Annotated in this window: 16 protein-coding genes; 4 read left to right on the top strand and 12 right to left on the bottom strand. The window is 72.4% G+C overall.

Annotated elements, in window-relative coordinates:
* Window positions 1–21: 21 nt before the first annotated feature.
* Complete coding sequence (locus tag PV341_RS04985; protein WP_500326668.1) at window positions 22–510, top strand: VanZ family protein; 489 nt, start codon at window positions 22–24, stop codon at window positions 508–510.
* Window positions 511–593: 83 nt separating this feature from the next.
* Window positions 594–794, top strand: a complete 201-nt coding sequence (locus tag PV341_RS04980) for a PspC domain-containing protein (protein WP_499513615.1) — start codon at window positions 594–596, stop codon at window positions 792–794.
* 75 nt (window positions 795–869) lie between these two features.
* Here PV341_RS04980 and PV341_RS04975 read toward each other — a convergent pair whose 3' ends face one another.
* Both PV341_RS04975 and PV341_RS04970 read right to left on the bottom strand, forming a co-directional pair.
* The gene (locus PV341_RS04975; RefSeq protein ID WP_500326666.1) at window positions 870–1,199 is read right to left on the bottom strand and encodes a hypothetical protein; all 330 of its coding nucleotides are present in this window, start codon (window positions 1,197–1,199) and stop codon (window positions 870–872) included.
* A 166-nt stretch (window positions 1,200–1,365) separates the two neighbouring features.
* Window positions 1,366–2,559 (bottom strand): adenosine deaminase, encoded by a 1,194-nt coding sequence (locus PV341_RS04970; RefSeq protein ID WP_500356838.1) that lies wholly within the window; start codon window positions 2,557–2,559, stop codon window positions 1,366–1,368.
* Window positions 2,560–2,660: 101 nt separating this feature from the next.
* On the opposite strand from PV341_RS04970, the gene PV341_RS04965 reads away from it, so the two are divergent.
* Complete coding sequence (locus PV341_RS04965) at window positions 2,661–3,446, top strand: alpha/beta hydrolase (protein ID WP_500326662.1); 786 nt, start codon at window positions 2,661–2,663, stop codon at window positions 3,444–3,446.
* 23 nt (window positions 3,447–3,469) lie between these two features.
* Here the strand turns inward: PV341_RS04965 and PV341_RS04960 are convergent, their stop codons facing one another.
* Together PV341_RS04960 and PV341_RS04955 are read right to left on the bottom strand one after the other, a co-directional pair.
* Complete coding sequence (locus tag PV341_RS04960; protein WP_500326660.1) at window positions 3,470–4,306, bottom strand: aminoglycoside phosphotransferase; 837 nt, start codon at window positions 4,304–4,306, stop codon at window positions 3,470–3,472.
* Between the two features lie 62 nt (window positions 4,307–4,368).
* Window positions 4,369–5,349, bottom strand: a complete 981-nt coding sequence (locus tag PV341_RS04955) for a LysR family transcriptional regulator (RefSeq protein WP_500326658.1) — start codon at window positions 5,347–5,349, stop codon at window positions 4,369–4,371.
* A gap of 63 nt (window positions 5,350–5,412) precedes the next feature.
* Here PV341_RS04955 and PV341_RS04950 point away from each other — a divergent pair, with 63 nt between their 5' ends.
* Window positions 5,413–6,699 carry an MFS transporter gene (locus tag PV341_RS04950; protein WP_500326656.1) on the top strand — a complete coding sequence of 429 codons (1,287 nt, stop codon included), beginning with the start codon at window positions 5,413–5,415 and terminating at the stop codon, window positions 6,697–6,699.
* A 70-nt stretch (window positions 6,700–6,769) separates the two neighbouring features.
* On the opposite strand, the gene PV341_RS04945 is transcribed toward PV341_RS04950, so the two are convergent.
* The 8 genes from PV341_RS04945 to PV341_RS04910 all read right to left on the bottom strand — a co-directional run bounded on the left by PV341_RS04945 (window position 6,770) and on the right by PV341_RS04910 (window position 17,226).
* Window positions 6,770–8,047, bottom strand: coding sequence for a thymidine phosphorylase (locus tag PV341_RS04945; protein ID WP_500326654.1), 1,278 nt, complete (start codon window positions 8,045–8,047; stop codon window positions 6,770–6,772).
* 15 nt (window positions 8,048–8,062) lie between these two features.
* Window positions 8,063–8,485: a cytidine deaminase gene (locus tag PV341_RS04940; RefSeq protein WP_500326652.1), complete on the bottom strand. Its 423-nt coding sequence runs from the start codon at window positions 8,483–8,485 to the stop codon at window positions 8,063–8,065.
* Window positions 8,482–9,771, bottom strand: a complete 1,290-nt coding sequence (locus PV341_RS04935; protein WP_500326650.1) for an ABC transporter permease — start codon at window positions 9,769–9,771, stop codon at window positions 8,482–8,484. The genes PV341_RS04940 and PV341_RS04935 overlap by 4 nt, the downstream gene beginning before the upstream one ends.
* Window positions 9,768–10,883 carry an ABC transporter permease gene (locus PV341_RS04930; protein ID WP_499513605.1) on the bottom strand — a complete coding sequence of 372 codons (1,116 nt, stop codon included), beginning with the start codon at window positions 10,881–10,883 and terminating at the stop codon, window positions 9,768–9,770. Before PV341_RS04930 ends, PV341_RS04935 begins: the two co-directional genes overlap by 4 nt.
* Window positions 10,880–12,430 (bottom strand): ABC transporter ATP-binding protein, encoded by a 1,551-nt coding sequence (locus PV341_RS04925; RefSeq protein ID WP_500326648.1) that lies wholly within the window; start codon window positions 12,428–12,430, stop codon window positions 10,880–10,882. Before PV341_RS04925 ends, PV341_RS04930 begins: the two co-directional genes overlap by 4 nt.
* 257 nt (window positions 12,431–12,687) lie before the next feature.
* The gene (locus PV341_RS04920) at window positions 12,688–13,737 is read right to left on the bottom strand and encodes a BMP family lipoprotein (RefSeq protein WP_500326646.1); all 1,050 of its coding nucleotides are present in this window, start codon (window positions 13,735–13,737) and stop codon (window positions 12,688–12,690) included.
* A gap of 154 nt (window positions 13,738–13,891) precedes the next feature.
* On the bottom strand, window positions 13,892–15,094 hold the full coding sequence (locus PV341_RS04915) for a M20 family metallopeptidase (protein WP_500326644.1): 1,203 nt from the start codon (window positions 15,092–15,094) through the stop codon (window positions 13,892–13,894).
* Between the two features lie 560 nt (window positions 15,095–15,654).
* Window positions 15,655–17,226, bottom strand: coding sequence for a glycosyltransferase (locus PV341_RS04910; protein WP_500326642.1), 1,572 nt, complete (start codon window positions 17,224–17,226; stop codon window positions 15,655–15,657).
* Window positions 17,227–17,338: the final 112 nt, after the last annotated feature.

Raw genomic sequence — 17,338 nt, 5'->3', positions numbered from 1 at the left:
TCTCTCCCGAAAGTGCGCGCGGTGGGCCTGGTACTCGCCGCGGTTCATCTGGCTCTGGTGGGGTGGCTGATGCTGCGTCCGCAGTACGTGCCCTGGGTGGACGCCCCCAACCTCCGTCCGTTCGCCTCCATCCGCTCCGACCTCGCCATGGGGCCCGCGGAGGCGGCCCGCCGGATCGGCGCGGGGCTGGCGCTGCTGGCCCCGCTGGGCGTGCTGCTGCCGATGGCCGGCGGCCGGGTGCGGGTGTCGGCACCGGGCTCGTTCGCCCGCACGGTCTTCGCGGGGCTGATGATCTCGCTGGCCCTGGAGTTCGTGCAGACCGGGGTGCCGGGCCAGATCTTCGACGTGGACGCCCTGCTCCTCAACACGGCGGGCGTCGCGCTGGCCCACCTCGCCGTGGTGCCCGCGGCCCGCGCCTGGGTGCACCGGCGCAGCGTCCGCCGGGAGGACCGGCTGACCGGTGCTCAGGGGCGGACCCCGAGGATTCCCAGGGTCGGGATCGCACCGTAGAGCGACGATTCACGACGGTATGCGCTCGTACGGTGATGTCATCGGCCGGAGAGACCGGCCTGGACTCCCGAAGGAGCACCGCCATGTCCGCACTGGTCCGCCCCCGTCACGGCCGGATGATCGCCGGGGTCTGCGCCGGACTCGCAGACCGGTTCGGCACCTCCGCCACCACGATGCGCGTGATCTTCCTGCTGTCGTGCCTGCTGCCCGGGCCGCAGTTCCTGCTCTACCTCGCGCTGTGGCTGCTGCTGCCGGACGAGGGACACGCGAAGACCGCCGTGTGACGCCACGGGCCCCGGAACACCTGCGGGCCGCACCCCGAGGGGGCGCGGCCCGTCCGGCGTTCGTCCGGGTGGTGCTCAGCCGCCGATCGGCAGGCCCTGCAGCGGCAACTGGCCCAGCGGCAACTGGCCGCCGACGGGGAGGCCGCCGAGCAGGGTGCTCAGGCCCGTGGGGGCGTTCTGCACGCCGGGGACGATGTTGGCGGTCTTCGGCAGGCCGCTGGTGACGGCGCCGACCGGGACCGACTTCGCCACGTCGGCGACCGGCACGGAGGCCGGCAGGGCCGAGGCGTTCGGCAGGCCCAGGTTGGTGTCCGTAGGAGCGGCGGAGGCGACGCCCGCGGCGGCCCCGACGAAGGCCACGCCCAGCGCGGCGGCACCGAGAGTCTTGACGGTTCCGGTCTTCATGGTTGCGATCCTCGTGATGGGGGATGGTGCGTCCGCCGCGGCACACACGGAACGTGTTCGCGGGATTTCGGAACGTATCGACGGGACGCGGGGCGGTGCAAGCGGCCGCGCGCGGCCGCACGCGGCCTGGGCCGCCCCGCCGCCGCACGGCGGGACGGCCCGGGTCTCATCCCTCTTCCGGCAAGGAATCGCTGGCCACGACGGTGGCGGCGGCCGTCTGGCGGAACAGCCACTCGGCCTTCAGCTCCGAGTATCCGGGCTTGATCACGTCATTGATCATCGCGAGACGTTCATCGAAAGGGATGAAGGCGGACTTCATCGCGTTGACCGTGAACCACTGCATGTCGTCGAGCGTGTAGCCGAAGGCGGCCACCAGTTCGGCGAACTCGCGGCTCATGCTCGTGCCGCTCATCAGGCGGTTGTCGGTGTTGACCGTGACCCGGAAGTGCAGTCGGCGCAGCAGCCCGATGGGATGTTCCGCGTACGAGGCGGCCGCGCCGGTCTGCAGGTTGGAGGTGGGGCACATCTCCAGGGGGATGCGCTTGTCGCGCACGTAGTTGGCGAGCCGCCCGAGGGAGACCGTGCCGTCGTCCGCGACCTCGATGTCGTCGATGATGCGCACGCCGTGCCCGAGCCGGTCGGCGCCGCACCACTGCAGGGCCTGCCAGATCGAGGGCAGGCCGAAGGCCTCGCCGGCGTGGATGGTGAAGTGGAAGTTCTCCCGCTGGAGGTACTCGAAGGCGTCGAGGTGGCGGGTGGGCGGGAAGCCGGCCTCGGCCCCCGCGATGTCGAAGCCGACGACGCCCCGGTCGCGGTAGCGGATGGCGAGTTCGGCGATCTCCTGCGAGCGGGCGGCGTGCCGCATCGCGGTGAGCAGGGCGCCCACCCGGATCCGGCCGCCCGCCTCGCGGGCCCGCCGTTCGCCTTCCCGGAAGCCCTCGTTGACGGCCTCCACGACCTCGTCGAGGGAGAGCCCGCGTTCGACGTGGAGCTCGGGGGCGTAGCGCACCTCGGCGTAGACGACGCCGTCCGCGGCGAGGTCCTCGGCGCACTCGGCGGCGACCCGGGTGAGCGCCTCGCGGCTCTGCATGACGCCGACCGTGTGCGAGAACGTCTCCAGGTAACGCTCCAGCGAGCCGGAGTCGGCGGCCTCGCGGAACCAGGTGCCGAGCTTGTCCGGATCGGTCTCCGGCAGGCCGTCGTAGCCCGACGCGCGGGCGAGGTCGACGACGGTCCCGGGGCGGACGCCGCCGTCGAGGTGGTCGTGGAGCAGCACCTTGGGCGCGCGGCGGATCTGCTCGGGCGTGGGGGTGGCCCCCGCAGCGCCCGCGGGGAAGGGGAGCGTGCTTGAGCTCGTCATTTCCGAAACATACCCCCTACGCGCGTAGAGCTCTTGGATGATGCCGAATATTGACCTCCCGGCCAGGTCGTGCACACCTTCCCGTCTGCCATGGTTACGCCATGGCTTCGCAAGCTTTACCGGTGCGTGGTGCGCGGTTGGGGAAGAGAGTGACACCGGGTCTGAACCCGGCGGCACGGCGGGATACGGACGACGAGGCGGTCCGTGCCGCCGTGCTGCTGCTGCCCGGCGGCAGTGCGCTGAGCACCCGTCGGCGCTCCCCCGTGGCCGCCGCGGCGATGGTGCCGCTGGCCCGCCGTCTGGTGCGGGCCGCGGGCCGCGGTGAGGGCCTGGCCGTGCACGTCGTGCACTACCGCTTCCGCGGCTGGAACGGCGGTCACGCCCACCCGGCCGAGGACGCGCGGTGGGCGGTCGACGAGGTCGTCCGCCGCTACGGTGACGTACCGGTGTCGCTGGTCGGCATGGACATGGGCGGCCGCGCCGCGCTGCACGCGGCGGGCCACCCGGCCGTCAACTCGGCGGTCGCCATAGCCCCGTGGCTGCCCGACGCCCCGGAGCCCGATCCGGTGAAGCAGCTGATAGGCCGCCACATCCTGATCGTGCACGGTACGAACGACGACTCCACGCACCCCGACCTCTCCTACCGGCTGGCCGAACGCCTGAAGAAGGTCAACCGGGACGTGTGCCGGTTCGAGGTCCACACCGACGGCCATCTGCTCCACGACCACCGGGCCGAAGTCGCCTCCCTGACCGCCGACTTCGTCCTCGGCACCCTGCTGGGGCGGTCCTTCGCCCGCCCGGTCGCCGACGCACTGGCCGCCCCTCCCCCGCTCGGCCTGCGCATGCCCCTGGCCTCGGGTTTCGGACGGTCGCCCCAACTGCGCTGAGCGCGGGGCGCCGAGCACCGGGGTCAGCCCCGCCCGCGGACCCTCCGTTCGACGAGGTCGGCCACGCGGGTGAACCCGGCCATCTCGTCCTCGGGCAGGGCGCCGCCGGGACCGGCCGGCACGGCCGGCGCACCCAGACGGAAGAGCAGGGCACGCAGGAGCATCTGCGCGCCCTCGGCACCGGGGACCGCCGAGTCCACCAGGCGGTGCCCGGCACGGTGGTGGAGCAGGCCGTCGACCACCACGATCGCGTCGGCGTACGCGACGGGCCGCCAGTAGGGCGAGAAGTCGATGACCGCGGGGGCCCGGCCGGGCGCGAAGAGGACGTTCCCCGTCAGGTCGCCGTGGATGAGCTGGGCCCGTGCCTCGACCGGTTCGCGGAGCCGTTCCATCCTGGTGACCAGCCGCCGGATCTCCGCCGGCGGCTGCGCTGTCGACTCGCCCCAGGCGAAGCGGTCGGCCACCGCCCACGGATGCCGGTGCGCGTCCAGGTGGCCGGGTCGCGGCACATCGCGCAGCGCCTCGTGGAAGGCCCTGCCCGCGGCCAGCAGGGCGTCCCATCTGCCGGCGGGGCCGGGCTCTCCCGCCAGGAACTCGGTCGCCGCCCATCCTTCGACGACGTGACCACCACCCGCGGAGCGCAGGAATCGCGGAACCCGGAAGTCCCGGCGCCCCTGCAGACGTTCCATCAGCCCCGCGGCCCAGGCGGTCTGCCCGGCGTCGGCGCCCGGCTTCAGCACCGCGCCCGCCACCCGGACGCTGTGCCCCTGGCCTCCTGCCAGCGGCTCGGGCCGGCCGGAGAGCCCGAAGGCCTCCACGACATGCGGGGGCGGCAGGGCCGGGTCGGTCGCACGGGTCATGCCCCGCATCCTCCGGGACCGGCGGCTCCGGACGCATCCGCGTTCCGGGCCGGCCGGCGGCGTCAGCCGGGGAGGAGCTGACCGCGCCTGCCGAGCAGGAACTTCTTGAAGGCGGCGACGGGTGCCGTGTCGGGGTGGCCGCCGAGCCAGGCCACGCCGATCTCCCGGACCGCGCGCGGGGCGGTGACGGTGAGCTCCACGACTCCGGGACGCGGGACGAGCGGCGGCGGCAGCAGGGCCACCCCGAGTCCGGCGGCGACCAGACCGCGCAGGGTCTCGGCCTCCTCCCCCTCGAAGGCCACCCGCGGGGTGAAGCCCGCCTCCGCGCAGAGGGCGTCGGTGATGCGCCGCAGCCCGTAACCGGCTTCCAGGCTCACGAACAGCTCCCCTGACGCCTCCGCCAGGCGCACCCTGCGGCGGGAGGCGAGCCGGTGGTCGGCGGGGACGACCAGCCGCAGCCGCTGCTCGTCGAGGCGCCGGACGACCAGGTCGGGCGCGTCCGGCACCGGCGAGGTCAGGCAGAGGTCCAGATCGCCCGCGCGCAGCCCGGCGAGCATCGCCTCGCCGTAGTTCTGCACGAGCTGGAAGCGGATCCGCGGATGGTCGGCGCGGAAGGCCCGCAGCAGGGCCGGTACGGTCTCCGGGCCGAGCGTGTGGAGGAAGCCGAAGGCGACCCGTCCCGACTGCGGGTCGGCGTCGGCGCGTACGGACTCGGCCGAGCGCTCCACCTCGCCCAGCGCCCGCTCCACCGATGCGAGGAAGCCGCGGCCCGCGGGCGTGAGCGAGACCGTACGGCCCTGACGGGCGAAGAGCGTGACGCCCAGGTCGAGTTCGAGCCGGACCATGGCCCGGCTGAGCGTGGACTGGGGCACCCCCAGCTCGCGCGCCGCGCGGGTGACGTGCTCGTGCCGCGCCACCGCGGCGAACTGGGCGAGCCGGGGGGCCAGCACCGCCGCCCAGGAGGCGCTGTCCAGCTCCGCTCGCGTGTCTGTTGCGTCACGGGACGGTGACAGCGACCGGGCTGACCTCGCTTCATGCGTCATGGGAACGATTATCGCCACTCCGTGCATTGGACGCATGAAACCGGCCCGGCCTAGCGTGAAGGCATGTCTCCCGCCGATACAGGGGCGTCCACCGTGATACGGCCGGGTGCCGCCGCCTCCGCCCCCTCAGCCGCGACACTGCGACCGGGTGAACCCGGCTACCGGCGCGCCATCCTGGCCCTTTTCGCCGCGGGACTCGCCACCTTCGCCCTCCTCTACTCCACGCAGGCCCTGCTGCCGGCGCTCTCCACGGGGCTGTCCCTCAGCCCCGCCCAGGCGAGCCTCACGGTCTCGGCCACCACCGCCGCCCTGGCGCTGGCCCTGCTGCCGGTGAGCGCGCTGAGCGAGAAGTACGGCCGCACGGCCGTGATGACGGCGTCGGTCTTCAGCGCCTCGGCACTGGCCCTGGTCATCCCCTTCGCGCCGGACCTCACCACCCTGGTCGTTCTGCGCGCCGTGCAGGGCGTGGCCCTCGCCGGGCTCCCGGCGACCGCGATGGCGTACCTCGGCGAGGAGATCCACCCCAAGGCGGTCGCCTCCGCGATCGGCCTCTACGTCGCGGGCAACAGCATCGGCGGCATGAGCTCCCGGGTCCTCACCGGCGCGGTGGCCCAGGCCTTCGGCTGGCGCGCCGCACTGTTCGCCGCCGGCGCCATGGCGGTGCTGTGCGCCGTCGCCTTCCGGCTGCTGATCCCCACCGCCCGCAACTTCCGTCCCGGCCCGGTCAGTCCCGCCGCCCTCTGGCGCACGGTGATCGGCCACCTGGGCACCCCGCTGCTGCGCCGGCTCTACCTGATCGGGCTGCTCTTCATGGCAGTCTTCGGCGCCGTCTACAACGTGCTGGGCTACCGGCTCGCCGCCGAGCCCTTCGGCCTGTCGCAGACCGCGATCGGCCTCATCTTCCTGGTCTACCTGGTCGGCACCGGCGCCTCCGCGGCCTCCGGCGTCCTGCACGCCCGCCTCGGGCGGCGCGGCGCCCTGTACGTCGCCGTGGTGCTGGCCGCGGGCGGGCTGCTGCTCACCCTCGCGGGCTCCCTCATCGCCGTGCTGACCGGACTGGTCCTCATCACGGCCGGCTTCTTCACCGGCCACTCCATCGCCTCCGGCGCGGTCAGCCGCACCGCCACCACCGGCCGCGCCCAGGCCTCCGCGCTCTACCTGACCGCGTACTACGTCGGCAACAGCCTCGGCGGCACCCTGGGCGCCTCCGCCTTCCACACCGCCGGCTGGGGCGGCACCGTCGCCCTGTGCCTGGCCGCCGTCCTGGGCGTCGCGGGGATCACCGTGTACGCGACCCGGCGCGCGGTCGCGGACCGGCGGCTCGCCGTCCCGGCGGGACGCACGGCCTGACGGCCGTACGACGAAGGACGGGACCGGTGGAAGTCCACCGGTCCCGTTCCTGGTCGCGGGGCGGCCCCGCTCAGGCGATGCGGTCCAGCACGATCGGGGCCGGCGTGAACGCGGTGCCCGCCGGGGAGATCTCGACGCCGCCGGCGAGGGCCGCCAGCGCGTAGTCGAACTTCTCCGGGGTATCGGTGTGCAGGGTCAGCAGCGGCTGGCCCTGCGTGACCGTGGCACCCGGCTTGGCGTGCAGCTCGACGCCCGCGCCGGCCTGCACCGGGTCCTCCTTGCGCGCCCGGCCGGCGCCCAGGCGCCAGGCGGCGACACCCACGGCGTAGGCGTCCAGGCCGGTGAGCACACCGGACCGCTCGGCCGTGACGACGTGCTGCTCGCGCGCGACGGGCAGCGCCGCGTCCGGGTCGCCGCCCTGCGCGGCGACCATGCGGCGCCACACGTCCATGGCGGAGCCGTCGGCGAGCGCCTTGGCGGGATCGGCGTCCTTCAGCCCCGCAGCGTCGAGCATCTCGCGCGCCAGGGCGACGGTCAGCTCCACCACGTCGGCCGGGCCCCCGCCCGCCAGCACCTCGACGGACTCGCGGACCTCCAGCGCGTTGCCCGCGGTCAGGCCGAGCGGGGTGGACATGTCGGTGAGCAGCGCCACGGTCTTCACGCCGTGGTCGGTACCCAGCCCCACCATCGTGGAGGCCAGCTCGCGGGCCTGCTCCAGGTTCTTCATGAAGGCGCCGGAGCCGACCTTGACGTCCAGGACGAGCGATCCCGTCCCCTCGGCGATCTTCTTGGACATGATCGACGAGGCGATCAGCGGGATCGCCTCGACGGTGCCGGTGACGTCGCGCAGCGCGTACAGCTTCTTGTCGGCCGGGGCGAGGCCGTCGCCCGCGGCGCAGATGACGGCGCCGGTGTCGCCCAGGACCCGCAGCATCTCCTCGTTGGACAGCAGCGCCCGCCAGCCCGGGATGGACTCCAGCTTGTCCAGGGTGCCGCCGGTGTGGCCGAGACCGCGGCCGGACAGCTGGGGGACGGCCGCACCGCAGGCCGCGACCAGGGGCGCGAGCGGCAGCGTGATCTTGTCGCCGACGCCACCGGTGGAGTGCTTGTCGGCGGTCGGGCGGGGCAGCGAGGAGAAGTCCATGCGCTCGCCGCTGGCGATCATCGCAGCCGTCCAGCGCGCGATCTCGGACCGGTCCATGCCGTTGAGCAGGATCGCCATCGCGAGCGCGGACATCTGCTCGTCGGCCACCTCACCCTTGGTGTAGGCGTCGATGACCCAGTCGATCTGGTCGTCGCCGAGGCGGCCGCCGTCGCGCTTGGTGCGGATGACGGAAATGGCGTCCATGGTTCACGTACCTTCTTAGCGGTTGGTCAGGTCGTCCGGGCCGAACGCGTCGGGGAGGACGTCGCGCATCGTGCGGATGCCGTCGGACATCTCCACCAGCAGTTCGGGGCCGCCGTGCTCCCACAGCAGCTGACGGCAGCGGCCGCACGGCATCAGCTGGTCGCCCTTGCGGTCGACGCAGGTGAAGGCGACGAGCCGGCCGCCCCCGGTGGCGTGCAGGGTCGACACCAGCCCGCACTCGGCGCACAGGCCGAGTCCGTAGCTGGCGTTCTCCACGTTGCACGCCGAGATGACCCGCCCGTCGTCCACCAGTGCGGCCGCGCCGACGGGGAAGTGCGAGTAGGGGACGTAGGCCCGGGACATGGCGTCCCGGGCCTGCGTCCGCAGGCCTTCCCAGTCGACGTCGTCGACGCCGACCGGGCCCGCGGTGTCGCTCACTTGCCCTGGCCCTTCCGGTACCTCATACCGTCAGCCTTGGGCATCCTCAGACGTTGTGCCGACAGGGAGAGCACCAGCAGGGTGACGACGTACGGGGTCGCTCCCACGAACTCGCCGGGCACCTCGTCGGTGAACAGGTACCAGCCCAGCACCGCCGCGCCGACGACCAGGCTGACGCCGCCCTGCCAGAAGCTGCGCTTCCACAGCTTCCAGGCCGCCAGCAGCACCAGCAGGACCACCAGGAGCAGCAGCAGCGCGTGCACCGTCGGGCCGCCGTTGCGCAGCTGGAGCGCGTCGGAGTAGCCGAACAGTCCGGCGCCGGTGGCGAGGCCGCCGACGCGCCAGTTGCCGAAGATCATCGCGGCGAGGCCGATGTAGCCGCGGCCGCCGGTCTGGCCCTCGAGGTAGATGTGCGCGGGGACCATCGCCAGGAAGGCGCCGCCGAGGCCGGCGAGACCGCCGGAGGTGATCACGGCGACGTACTTGTAGAGGTACACGTTGACGCCGAGCGACTCGGCCGCGACCGGGTTCTCACCGCAGGACCGCAGCCGCAGACCGAACGGGCTGCGCCACAGCAGGAAGAAGCTGCCGACGAAGAGCAGCACCGCGACGACCGTCAGCGCGGAGACGTCGGTGACCAGGCCGCCGAGCACGCCGGCGAGGTCGGAGACGAAGAACCAGCCGTGCTTCTCGATGCTCGCCAGCCCGTCGGACAGCCCGGGGATGTCGAACGACGGCAGGGCGTCGACCGGTGGGGACTGCTTGGGGTTGCCGCCCTTGGTGGCCGCGTCGCCGGTGGAGAACCACAGCTTGGCGAGGTACTGGGTGGCACCGAGCGCCAGGATGTTGATGGCCACGCCCGAGATGATGTGGTCGACGCCGAAGGTGACGGTGGCGACCGCGTGGATCAGACCGCCGAGCGCACCGCCGACGACACCGGCGAGGACGCCCAGCCACGGGTTGGTCTGCCAGCCGGCCCAGGCACCGAAGAAGGTGCCGAGGATCATCATGCCCTCGAGGCCGATGTTGACCACACCGGAGCGCTCGGACCACAGACCGGCCAGACCGGCCAGGCCGATCGGCACGGCGAGGCCGAGCGCCGCGGTGATCTGGCCCTGGGCGGTGAGCTGGTCCTGACCGGTGATGATCCGCACCACCGACACCAGCGCGAGCGCGGCGGCGATGATCAGCAGGATCATCGGGAAGGAGAGGCGGCCCTTGCGGCCCTTGGCCCCTGCGGCCTTGGGAGCCGCGGGCGGCGGGGTCTGGGTCATCGTGGCGGTCACGCCGTCACCTCCTTCTTGGTGCGGGCCTGGGCGGCGAGTTCCTCGCCGACCTTCTGCTGCTGGCGCTTGAGGCCGTAACGCCGGACGACCTCGTAGGCGATGACGACGCTCAGGACGATGACGCCCTGCATGACGCCGACGATCTCCTTGTCGTAGCCGTCGAACTCCAGGCGGCCCGAGCCACGCTCCAGGAAGCCCCACAGCAGCGCGGCCAGCGCGACGCCGACCGGGTTGTTGCGGCCCAGCAGGGCCACCGAGATGCCCGTGAAGCCGATGCCGGCCGGGAAGAGGTCGGAGCCGTAGGCGTGGGCGTCGTTCAGCAGCAGCGGCATGCCGGTGAGACCGGCCAGACCGCCGGAGATCAGCATGCTGGTGATCACCATGCGCTTGACGCTGACGCCGCTCGCGGTGGCGGCGCTCTCGGACATGCCGACGCTGCGCAGGTCGAAGCCGAAGCGGGTACGGCCCAGCACGAACCAGTAGCCGATGCCGATGACCACGGCGAGCACGACGAAGCCGTAGATCTGGCCGATGTCCTCGCCCATGTCGAAGTTGAACAGGTGGCCTGAGGAGGGCAGCGGCGTGGTCGACACCGAGGTCTGCGCCTTGTCCAGGTGGCCGAGCCGGCCGTCCTTGAGCAGGTAGCCGACGATGTAGGTGGCGATCGAGTTCAGCATGATCGTCGCGATGACCTCGCTGACCCCGCGCGAGGTCTTCAGCAGGCCCGCGATGCCGGCCCACATCGCGCCGACGATCATGGCGACCACGATGATCAGTGGGACCTGCAGGAAGCCCGGCAGCGTCACCGCGCCGCCGACGGCCGCGGCGAAGAAGGCGCCCAGGCGGTACTGGCCCTCGACACCGATGTTGAACAGGTTCATGCGGAAGCCGACGGCCACCGCGATGCCCGCGATGTAGTACGTGGTCGCCTTGTTGATGATCTCGACCTGGCTGTCGCTCTTGAAGCCGTAGTCGAACATCGTCCCGAAGGCGCCGAACGGCTCCTTGCCCGTGGCGAGCAGCACCAGCGCCGTGATCACGAACGCGGCCACGAGCGCCAGCACGGGGGCCGCGACGGCGAGGAGCACCCGCTCCTTGTCGATCTTCTTCATCGTTCCTCTCCCCCGTGGTCGGCGTCGCCGTCCTCGTGCTCCAGATGGCCGGCGGCCGCGCCGGTCATGGCGGAGCCCAGCTCCTCCGGGGTGATGGTGGCGGGGTCGGCGTCGGCGACCAGACGGCCGCGGTACATGACGCGCAGGGTGTCGGACAGGCCGATCAGCTCGTCCAGGTCGGCGGAGATCAGCAGGACGGCCAGGCCCTCGCGCCGGGCCTCGCGGATCTGGTCCCAGATCTGCGCCTGGGCGCCGACGTCCACCCCGCGGGTGGGGTGCGCGGCGATCAGCAGCTTGGGCCGGTGGCTCATCTCGCGGCCGACGATCAGCTTCTGCTGGTTGCCGCCGGACAGGGACGCGGCGGTCACCTCGATGCCGGGGGTGCGGACGTCGTACTCGCGCACGATCCGCTCGGTGTCGCGGCGGGCCGCGGCCGGGTCGAGGAAACCGCCCTTGCTGTTGGGGCGCTCGGTGACGTGGCCCAGGATGCGGTTCTCCCAGAGCGGGGCCTCCAGCAGCAGGCCGTGCCGGTGCCGGTCCTCGGGGATGTAGCCGATGCCGTCCTCGCGGCGCTTGCGCGTCGGGCGGTGGGTGATCTCGTCGCCGTCGAGGCCGATCCGGCCCGCGTCGGGCGGCAGGATGCCCATGATCGCCTCGACGAGCTCCGCCTGGCCGTTGCCCTCGACACCCGCGATGCCGAGGACCTCGCCCTTGTGGATGGTGAAGGAGATCTGGTCCAGGACGACGCGCTCGATGCCCTCCAGGTCGGTCTCCGACAGGTGCAGACCGTCGATGGTCAGCATCGGGACGTCGGTGACCGTGGACTCCCGGGTCTCGGGGGACGGCAGCTCGCTGCCGACCATCAGCTCCGCGAGCTGCTTCGGGGTCGTGGTCCGCGGGTCGGCGGAGCCGACCGTGGTGCCCCGGCGGATGACGGTGATCTCGTCGGCGACGGAGAGCACCTCGCCCAGCTTGTGGGAGATGAAGATGACGGTCAGGCCCTCGGCCTTGAGCTCGCGCAGGTTGTCGAAGAGCGCGTCGACCTCCTGCGGGACGAGGACCGCGGTCGGCTCGTCGAGGATCAGCGTACGGGCGCCGCGGAAGAGGACCTTCAGGATCTCGACGCGCTGACGGTCGGCGACACCGAGGTCCTCCACCAGGACGTCCGGGCGCACCCCGAGGCCGTAGGCGTCGGAGATCTCCTTGATCTTGGCCCGGGCCTTGCCGCCGATGCCGAACAGCTTCTCGCTGCCGAGGACGACGTTCTCGAGGACGGTGAGGTTGTCGGCGAGCATGAAGTGCTGGTGCACCATGCCGATGCCGCGGGCGATGGCGTCGCCCGGGTCGTGGAAGGTGACCCGCTCGCCGTCGATGGTGATGGTGCCCTCGTCCGGCTTCTGCATGCCGTAGAGGATCTTCATCAGGGTCGACTTGCCGGCGCCGTTCTCGCCCACGAGGGCGTGCACCGTGCCACGGCGAACCGTGATGTCGATGTCGTGGTTGGCCACGACACCTGGGAATCGCTTGGTGATGCCGCGGAGCTCCACGGCATTCTGGCTGGGGGGGCTGGACGCGTTGATGGCGCACTCTCCTCGCGGAAAAGAGCGGGGCGGGCGGGGTGTGGCGAACGTATCGCGAGAAGGGGCCTCTACGCGCGTAGCGTTGCCAGATCCATAAAGGGAAGAGTCACAACGGACACCGCGTGCGCGACACCCGGCTGAACACAGGCGCGAGGCCCGGGAAGGGGGGAGCCTGGGCTGTCCCCTCCCGAGCCTCGCGACCGGCGCTCACGAGAGACCGGGCGTCACTTGACGGTCGTCTTGACCTTGATGTCGCCGTTCACGATCTTCTTCTTGGCCTCGTCCAGCTGGGACTTGATGTCGTCGATGAAGCCACCGCTGGTGGACAGGCCGACACCGTCCTTGGCCAGGTCGTAGGCGTGGGTGCCGGTCAGCGGGGAGCCGCTCTTGACCGACTCGACGACCTCGTAGACCGCGACGTTCACGTTCTTCAGCGCGGAGGTCAGGATCGAGTCCTTGTACTTGGCCAGACCCGGCTGCTCGTGCTGGTCGGAGTCGACACCGATCGCCCAGGCGCCGGACTTGCCGGCGACGGCCTCGATGGCGCCGTTGCCGGAGGAGCCCGCGGCGGCGTAGATCACGTCGATGCCGTTGTCCAGCATGCCCTGCGCGGCGGCCTTGCCCTTGGCGGGGTCGGAGAAGCCGGAGAGGTCCGAGCCGCTGGTCAGGTACTGGGTGGTGACCTTGACCTTCGAGTTGGTGTCCTCGACGCCCTGGCGGAAGCCGGCCTCGAACTTGTTGATCAGCGGGATGTCCACGCCACCGATGAAGCCGACCTTGTTGTCCTTGGTCTTCAGGGCGGCGGCGACACCGGCGAGGTAGGAGCTCTGCTCCTCGGTGAAGACGATGCTGTCGACGTTCTTGGCGTCGACGACCGAGTCGACGATCGCGAAGGTCGTCTTGGGGTACTTCTTGGCCGCGGCCGTGATGGACTCGCCGTAGGCGAAGCCGACACCGATGACCGGGTTGTAACCCGCGTCGGCCAGGTCCTCCAGGCGCTGCTCGCGGTCGGCCTCGGTGTCGGAGGTCTTGGCGGTCAGCTCCTTGACGTCGACGCCGAAGTCCTCCTTCGCCTTGTCCAGGCCCTGGGCGGCGGAGTCGTTGAACGAGTGGTCACCACGGCCACCCACGTCGTAGGCGACGCCGACCTTCAGCTTGCCGCTGCTGCTGCTGTCACCGTCGCTGTCCTTGGAGCTGCTGCCGCAAGCGGTCGCGGTGAGCGCGAGAGCCGCGGAGGCTATACCCGCGGCGGCGATCTTGGTTACCCGGCGCAAGAGGGTACCCCTTCAACTCTGAGCGCCCCGTCCGGCGCTGGCTTAACCGGAGCTTAACGCGCGTAGATGTCAGGTAAAGGGGGGTTGGCCGCCCGTTATCGGATCGTCGCATTTCGGCCAGGTGACCCGGCCGTGTCGACCGGGTCACCCACCGTCATGCCAGCAGCGCAGCGGAGGTGAACAGCTCCACGCCGACCTTGATCGCGCCCTCGTCGACGTCGAAGTCACCTTGATGCAGATCACGCTTTGACGTGTCCCCAACGGGCCGTACGCCCAACCTCGCCAGCGCGCCCGGAACCTTCTCCAGGTACCAGGAGAAGTCCTCGCCGCCCAGGCTCTGCTCCGTGTCCTCGACGGTGTGCGCGCCGTAGCGGGCCGTCATGGCGTCGCGCAGCAGCTCGGTCGAGTCCGCCTCGTTGACCACCGGCGGCACCCCGCGGTGGTACGTCAGCTCCCACTTCGCCCGGTACATGGCGGCCACCTGGTCGATCACCTCGTGGACCAGGTCGGGGGCCTCGTGCCAGGCGTTCAGGTCCAGGCAGCGGACCGTGCCCTCCAGCTCGGCGTGCTGCGGGATGACGTTGGCCGCGTGACCCGCCTCGATGCGGCCCCACACGATGCTCATCCCGGAACGGGGGTCGATCCGGCGGGCCAGCACGGCCGGCAGCTCGGTGGCCATCTTGGCGGTGGCCATCACCAGGTCGGTGGTCAGGTGGGGGCGGGCCGTGTGGCCGCCCGCGCCGTCCAGGGAGAGCTCCAGCCGGTCCACGGCGGAGGTGATCGATCCCTGACGCAGCCCGATCCGCCCGACCTCGACCTTCGGGTCGCAGTGCAGGGCCAGGATCCGGCCCACGCCGTCCAGCGCGTCCGCCTTGATGGCGTCCAGCGCACCGCCCGGCATGACCTCCTCGGCCGGCTGGAACACCAGCCGTACCGGACGCCTCAGCTTGCCCTCGCGCTCCAGCTCCGCCAGGACCAGGCCGGCGCCGAGCACCACCGTGGTGTGCACGTCGTGGCCGCAGGCGTGCGCCCGGCCGGGGACGGTGGAGCGGTACTCCACACGCTTGGTGTCCGGGATCGGGAGCGCGTCGAGGTCCGCGCGCAGCGCCAGCCGCGGACGCTCCGGGTCGGTGGCACCGATGTCGCACAGCAGACCCGTGCCGCCGGGCATCACACGGGGCTTGAGGCCGGCCTGCTCCAGGCGGGCCTTCACCGCGGCGGTGGTACGGAACTCCTGCCGGCCCAGCTCGGGGTTCATGTGCAGGTCCCGCCGGAACGCCACGAGTTCGGCCCTGAGCCGCTCGGGCACGACGCCCAACAGCGCACCTTCGGGTGCGGCGGGAACTGTGGGCGCCACTGGCACGGGCTTTTCGGAGGGTTCGGAGGCTGAGTCGTTCACCTCCGACAGGCTAGACCGCATCTGTGCTCCTGATCGCTACATCGCCGTAAATTCATGCCGCGCGAGGAAGAAAAACTCCCCCGTTCGGCGCGTACCCCGCGCTGTACAGGGGTATGAACCTGGTTTATCCCTAGCCACTCCATAGTGGCCCAACGATCGCCCTGCCGCGAGGCAACGCCCTGTGACCGGCCCCGGGCGGCTCAGGCTGCGGCTCGGGCGAAGGCGGCGGGAGCCCCGGATCCGGACGGCTCGGGGGAGGGACGGCGCGGGCCCAGGAGCGTCCTCCCACGTCGGCCGGACCGGCATGCGGACGGCGCGGTCCAGGCGCGGGACCACTCCCCGCGGGTGACCCGGCACGGGCCGGACGAGGGCCCGGATCCCCCTGGCTCAGGGCCGGCGGGCAGCCCGGCGGCCTCCGCGAGGTCGGCCGAGTCGGCAACGCGGACCCGGCCGGCACGGACGGCCGCCGTCCGCGGGGCAACGCCCTGTGACCGGCCCCGGGCGGCTCAGGCTGCGGCTCAGGCGAAGGCGGCGGGAGCCCCGGATCCGGACGGCTCGGAGGAGGGACGGCGCGGGCCCAGGAGCCGCGCGTAGAGGTCGATGAGCGGCTCGGACTGCTTCTGCCAGGACCACTCGCGCAGCACGTCCGCACGCTCGTAGGCCTTGCGGTAGCGGCGCGGGTTGGTCAGCACGGCGCCGACGGCACGGACGAAGTCGGCGGTGTCCCCCGAGCGGAAGACCTCGCCGTTGCCGATCTCCAGGGTCGGCCGGGCCAGCACGCGGACGTCGCTGACCACCACGGGCAGCCGGGCGTGCGCGTACTCGAAGTAGCGGGCCGGGAGCGCGACCTGCCGGTCGGGGAGCCGGTGCACCGGGAGCACCCCGATGTCGGCCGAGGACAGGAAGCGCGGGATCTCGGCGGGCGGCACGTAGGGCAGCACGTGCAGCCGGCGGGCCACGCCCAGCTCGGCGGCGCGGCCGGTGAGGGTGCGGATCCAGGGGTCGTCGAGGTCGGGGACGACCAGCGCGGCGTGCAGGTCGTACAGCTTGGGCAGCGCGTCGACGACCGTGAGCAGGCCGCGGGCGGGACCGGCGGAGCCGCTGTGGACCAGCAGCGGGACCTCCGGGGCGAGGTGGCAGCGGTCGCGGACGCCGGGCGGCGGCGGGGAGGGCAGCGGCTCGTGCGGCGGGGTGTTGCGGGCCACCGCGGGGCGGGCGGGCAGCCCGTGGCGCTCGCGGAGGCGGTCGGCGTAGGTGTCGGCGACGGTGACGACGCCGTCCGTCAGCGGCACGTAGCTGCGCTCGTGGGCGTCGCGGGCGACGGCGGCACGGCGGGTGGGCTCGGTCTTGGCGGTGGTGTCCCAGACCACCTCCACCCGGTGACCGGTGCCCTCGGCGCGCATCGCGGCCCGCACGGCGGTGCCCAGGGTCCGGTGGCCCAGGGCGTGCACGAGGTGCGGGCGCAGTTCGTCGAGGACCGGGCCGTAGGCGATCTCCAGGTCGAGCAGGAGCGGGTCGAGCCGGCGCCAGCAGCGCTTGCCGAGCAGCAGCCGGGTCGCGGTGGCGGCGGCGCCTTCGAGGGGTCCGCCGGGGGTGGCGCGGCGGCGGACGGCGGCGCGGTACTGCGCCGAGCGCAGCGCCGTCCAGGCACGGCGCAGCACGTGCCGGAACCTGCCGCCCGCGTGGGCCAGACGGGCGGCGGCCTTCACCGGTAAAGGGCGGTGGATCACGTCCAGCTCGGCCCCGCGGGAGGCCAGCAGGGCCGTGTGGGCGGCGAGCAGCGCGGTGCGGTAGGCGTGCGACTCGGAGCTGCGGTAGGCGAGGGCGTGCCGCAGGCCCGGACGGGGGCGCTGCAGCCGACGCCGGTGGAGCGTCTCGGCGACGGTGACGCGGATGAGCCGCACTCCCCCGGGCGCGGTGCCGGCACCGCGTCCGGAGGGGTGCGGCCCTTCCGGGGCGCGGCCGATGAGCGTGACCTCGTACCCTGCGGCGGCCGCGGCCGCCGCCACACGGTGCGCCCGGGAGTCGCCGTCGAGCGCACTGTCCGCGAGGACCGCGATGCGCGGCGCGGACCTCGGTGCCGTTGCCATGGATCAAGACAACCGGGTACGGGTGACCGCTCGGTGAAGTGGATCTTGCGGAGAGTGGAACGACACCGGCCGCCGACCCGCGCGCCCTTGCGCGCCCCCGCACTTCAACACG

The sequence above is a fragment of the Streptomyces sp. PA03-1a genome, assembly GCF_033792805.1.
GTDB lineage: Bacteria > Actinomycetota > Actinomycetes > Streptomycetales > Streptomycetaceae > Actinacidiphila.
The sequence above is the reverse complement of the archived record's forward strand: the minus strand, read 5'-3'. Positions and strand labels throughout refer to the sequence as shown.

Excerpts from the sequence above, each read along its gene's own strand:
- PV341_RS04960 (WP_500326660.1), bottom strand. The coding sequence starts at position 4,306 with ATGACCCGTGCGACCGACCCGGCCCTGCCGCCCCCGCATGTCGTGGAG.
- PV341_RS04950 (WP_500326656.1), top strand. The coding sequence starts at position 5,413 with ATGTCTCCCGCCGATACAGGGGCGTCCACCGTGATACGGCCGGGTGCC.
- PV341_RS04975 (WP_500326666.1), bottom strand. The coding sequence starts at position 1,199 with ATGAAGACCGGAACCGTCAAGACTCTCGGTGCCGCCGCGCTGGGCGTG.
- PV341_RS04955 (WP_500326658.1), bottom strand. The coding sequence starts at position 5,349 with ATGACGCATGAAGCGAGGTCAGCCCGGTCGCTGTCACCGTCCCGTGAC.
- PV341_RS04970 (WP_500356838.1), bottom strand. The coding sequence starts at position 2,559 with ATGACGAGCTCAAGCACGCTCCCCTTCCCCGCGGGCGCTGCGGGGGCC.
- PV341_RS04910 (WP_500326642.1), bottom strand. The coding sequence starts at position 17,226 with ATGGCAACGGCACCGAGGTCCGCGCCGCGCATCGCGGTCCTCGCGGAC.
- PV341_RS04945 (WP_500326654.1), bottom strand. The coding sequence starts at position 8,047 with ATGGACGCCATTTCCGTCATCCGCACCAAGCGCGACGGCGGCCGCCTC.
- PV341_RS04930 (WP_499513605.1), bottom strand. The coding sequence starts at position 10,883 with ATGAAGAAGATCGACAAGGAGCGGGTGCTCCTCGCCGTCGCGGCCCCC.
- PV341_RS04980 (WP_499513615.1), top strand. The coding sequence starts at position 594 with ATGTCCGCACTGGTCCGCCCCCGTCACGGCCGGATGATCGCCGGGGTC.
- PV341_RS04965 (WP_500326662.1), top strand. The coding sequence starts at position 2,661 with ATGGCTTCGCAAGCTTTACCGGTGCGTGGTGCGCGGTTGGGGAAGAGA.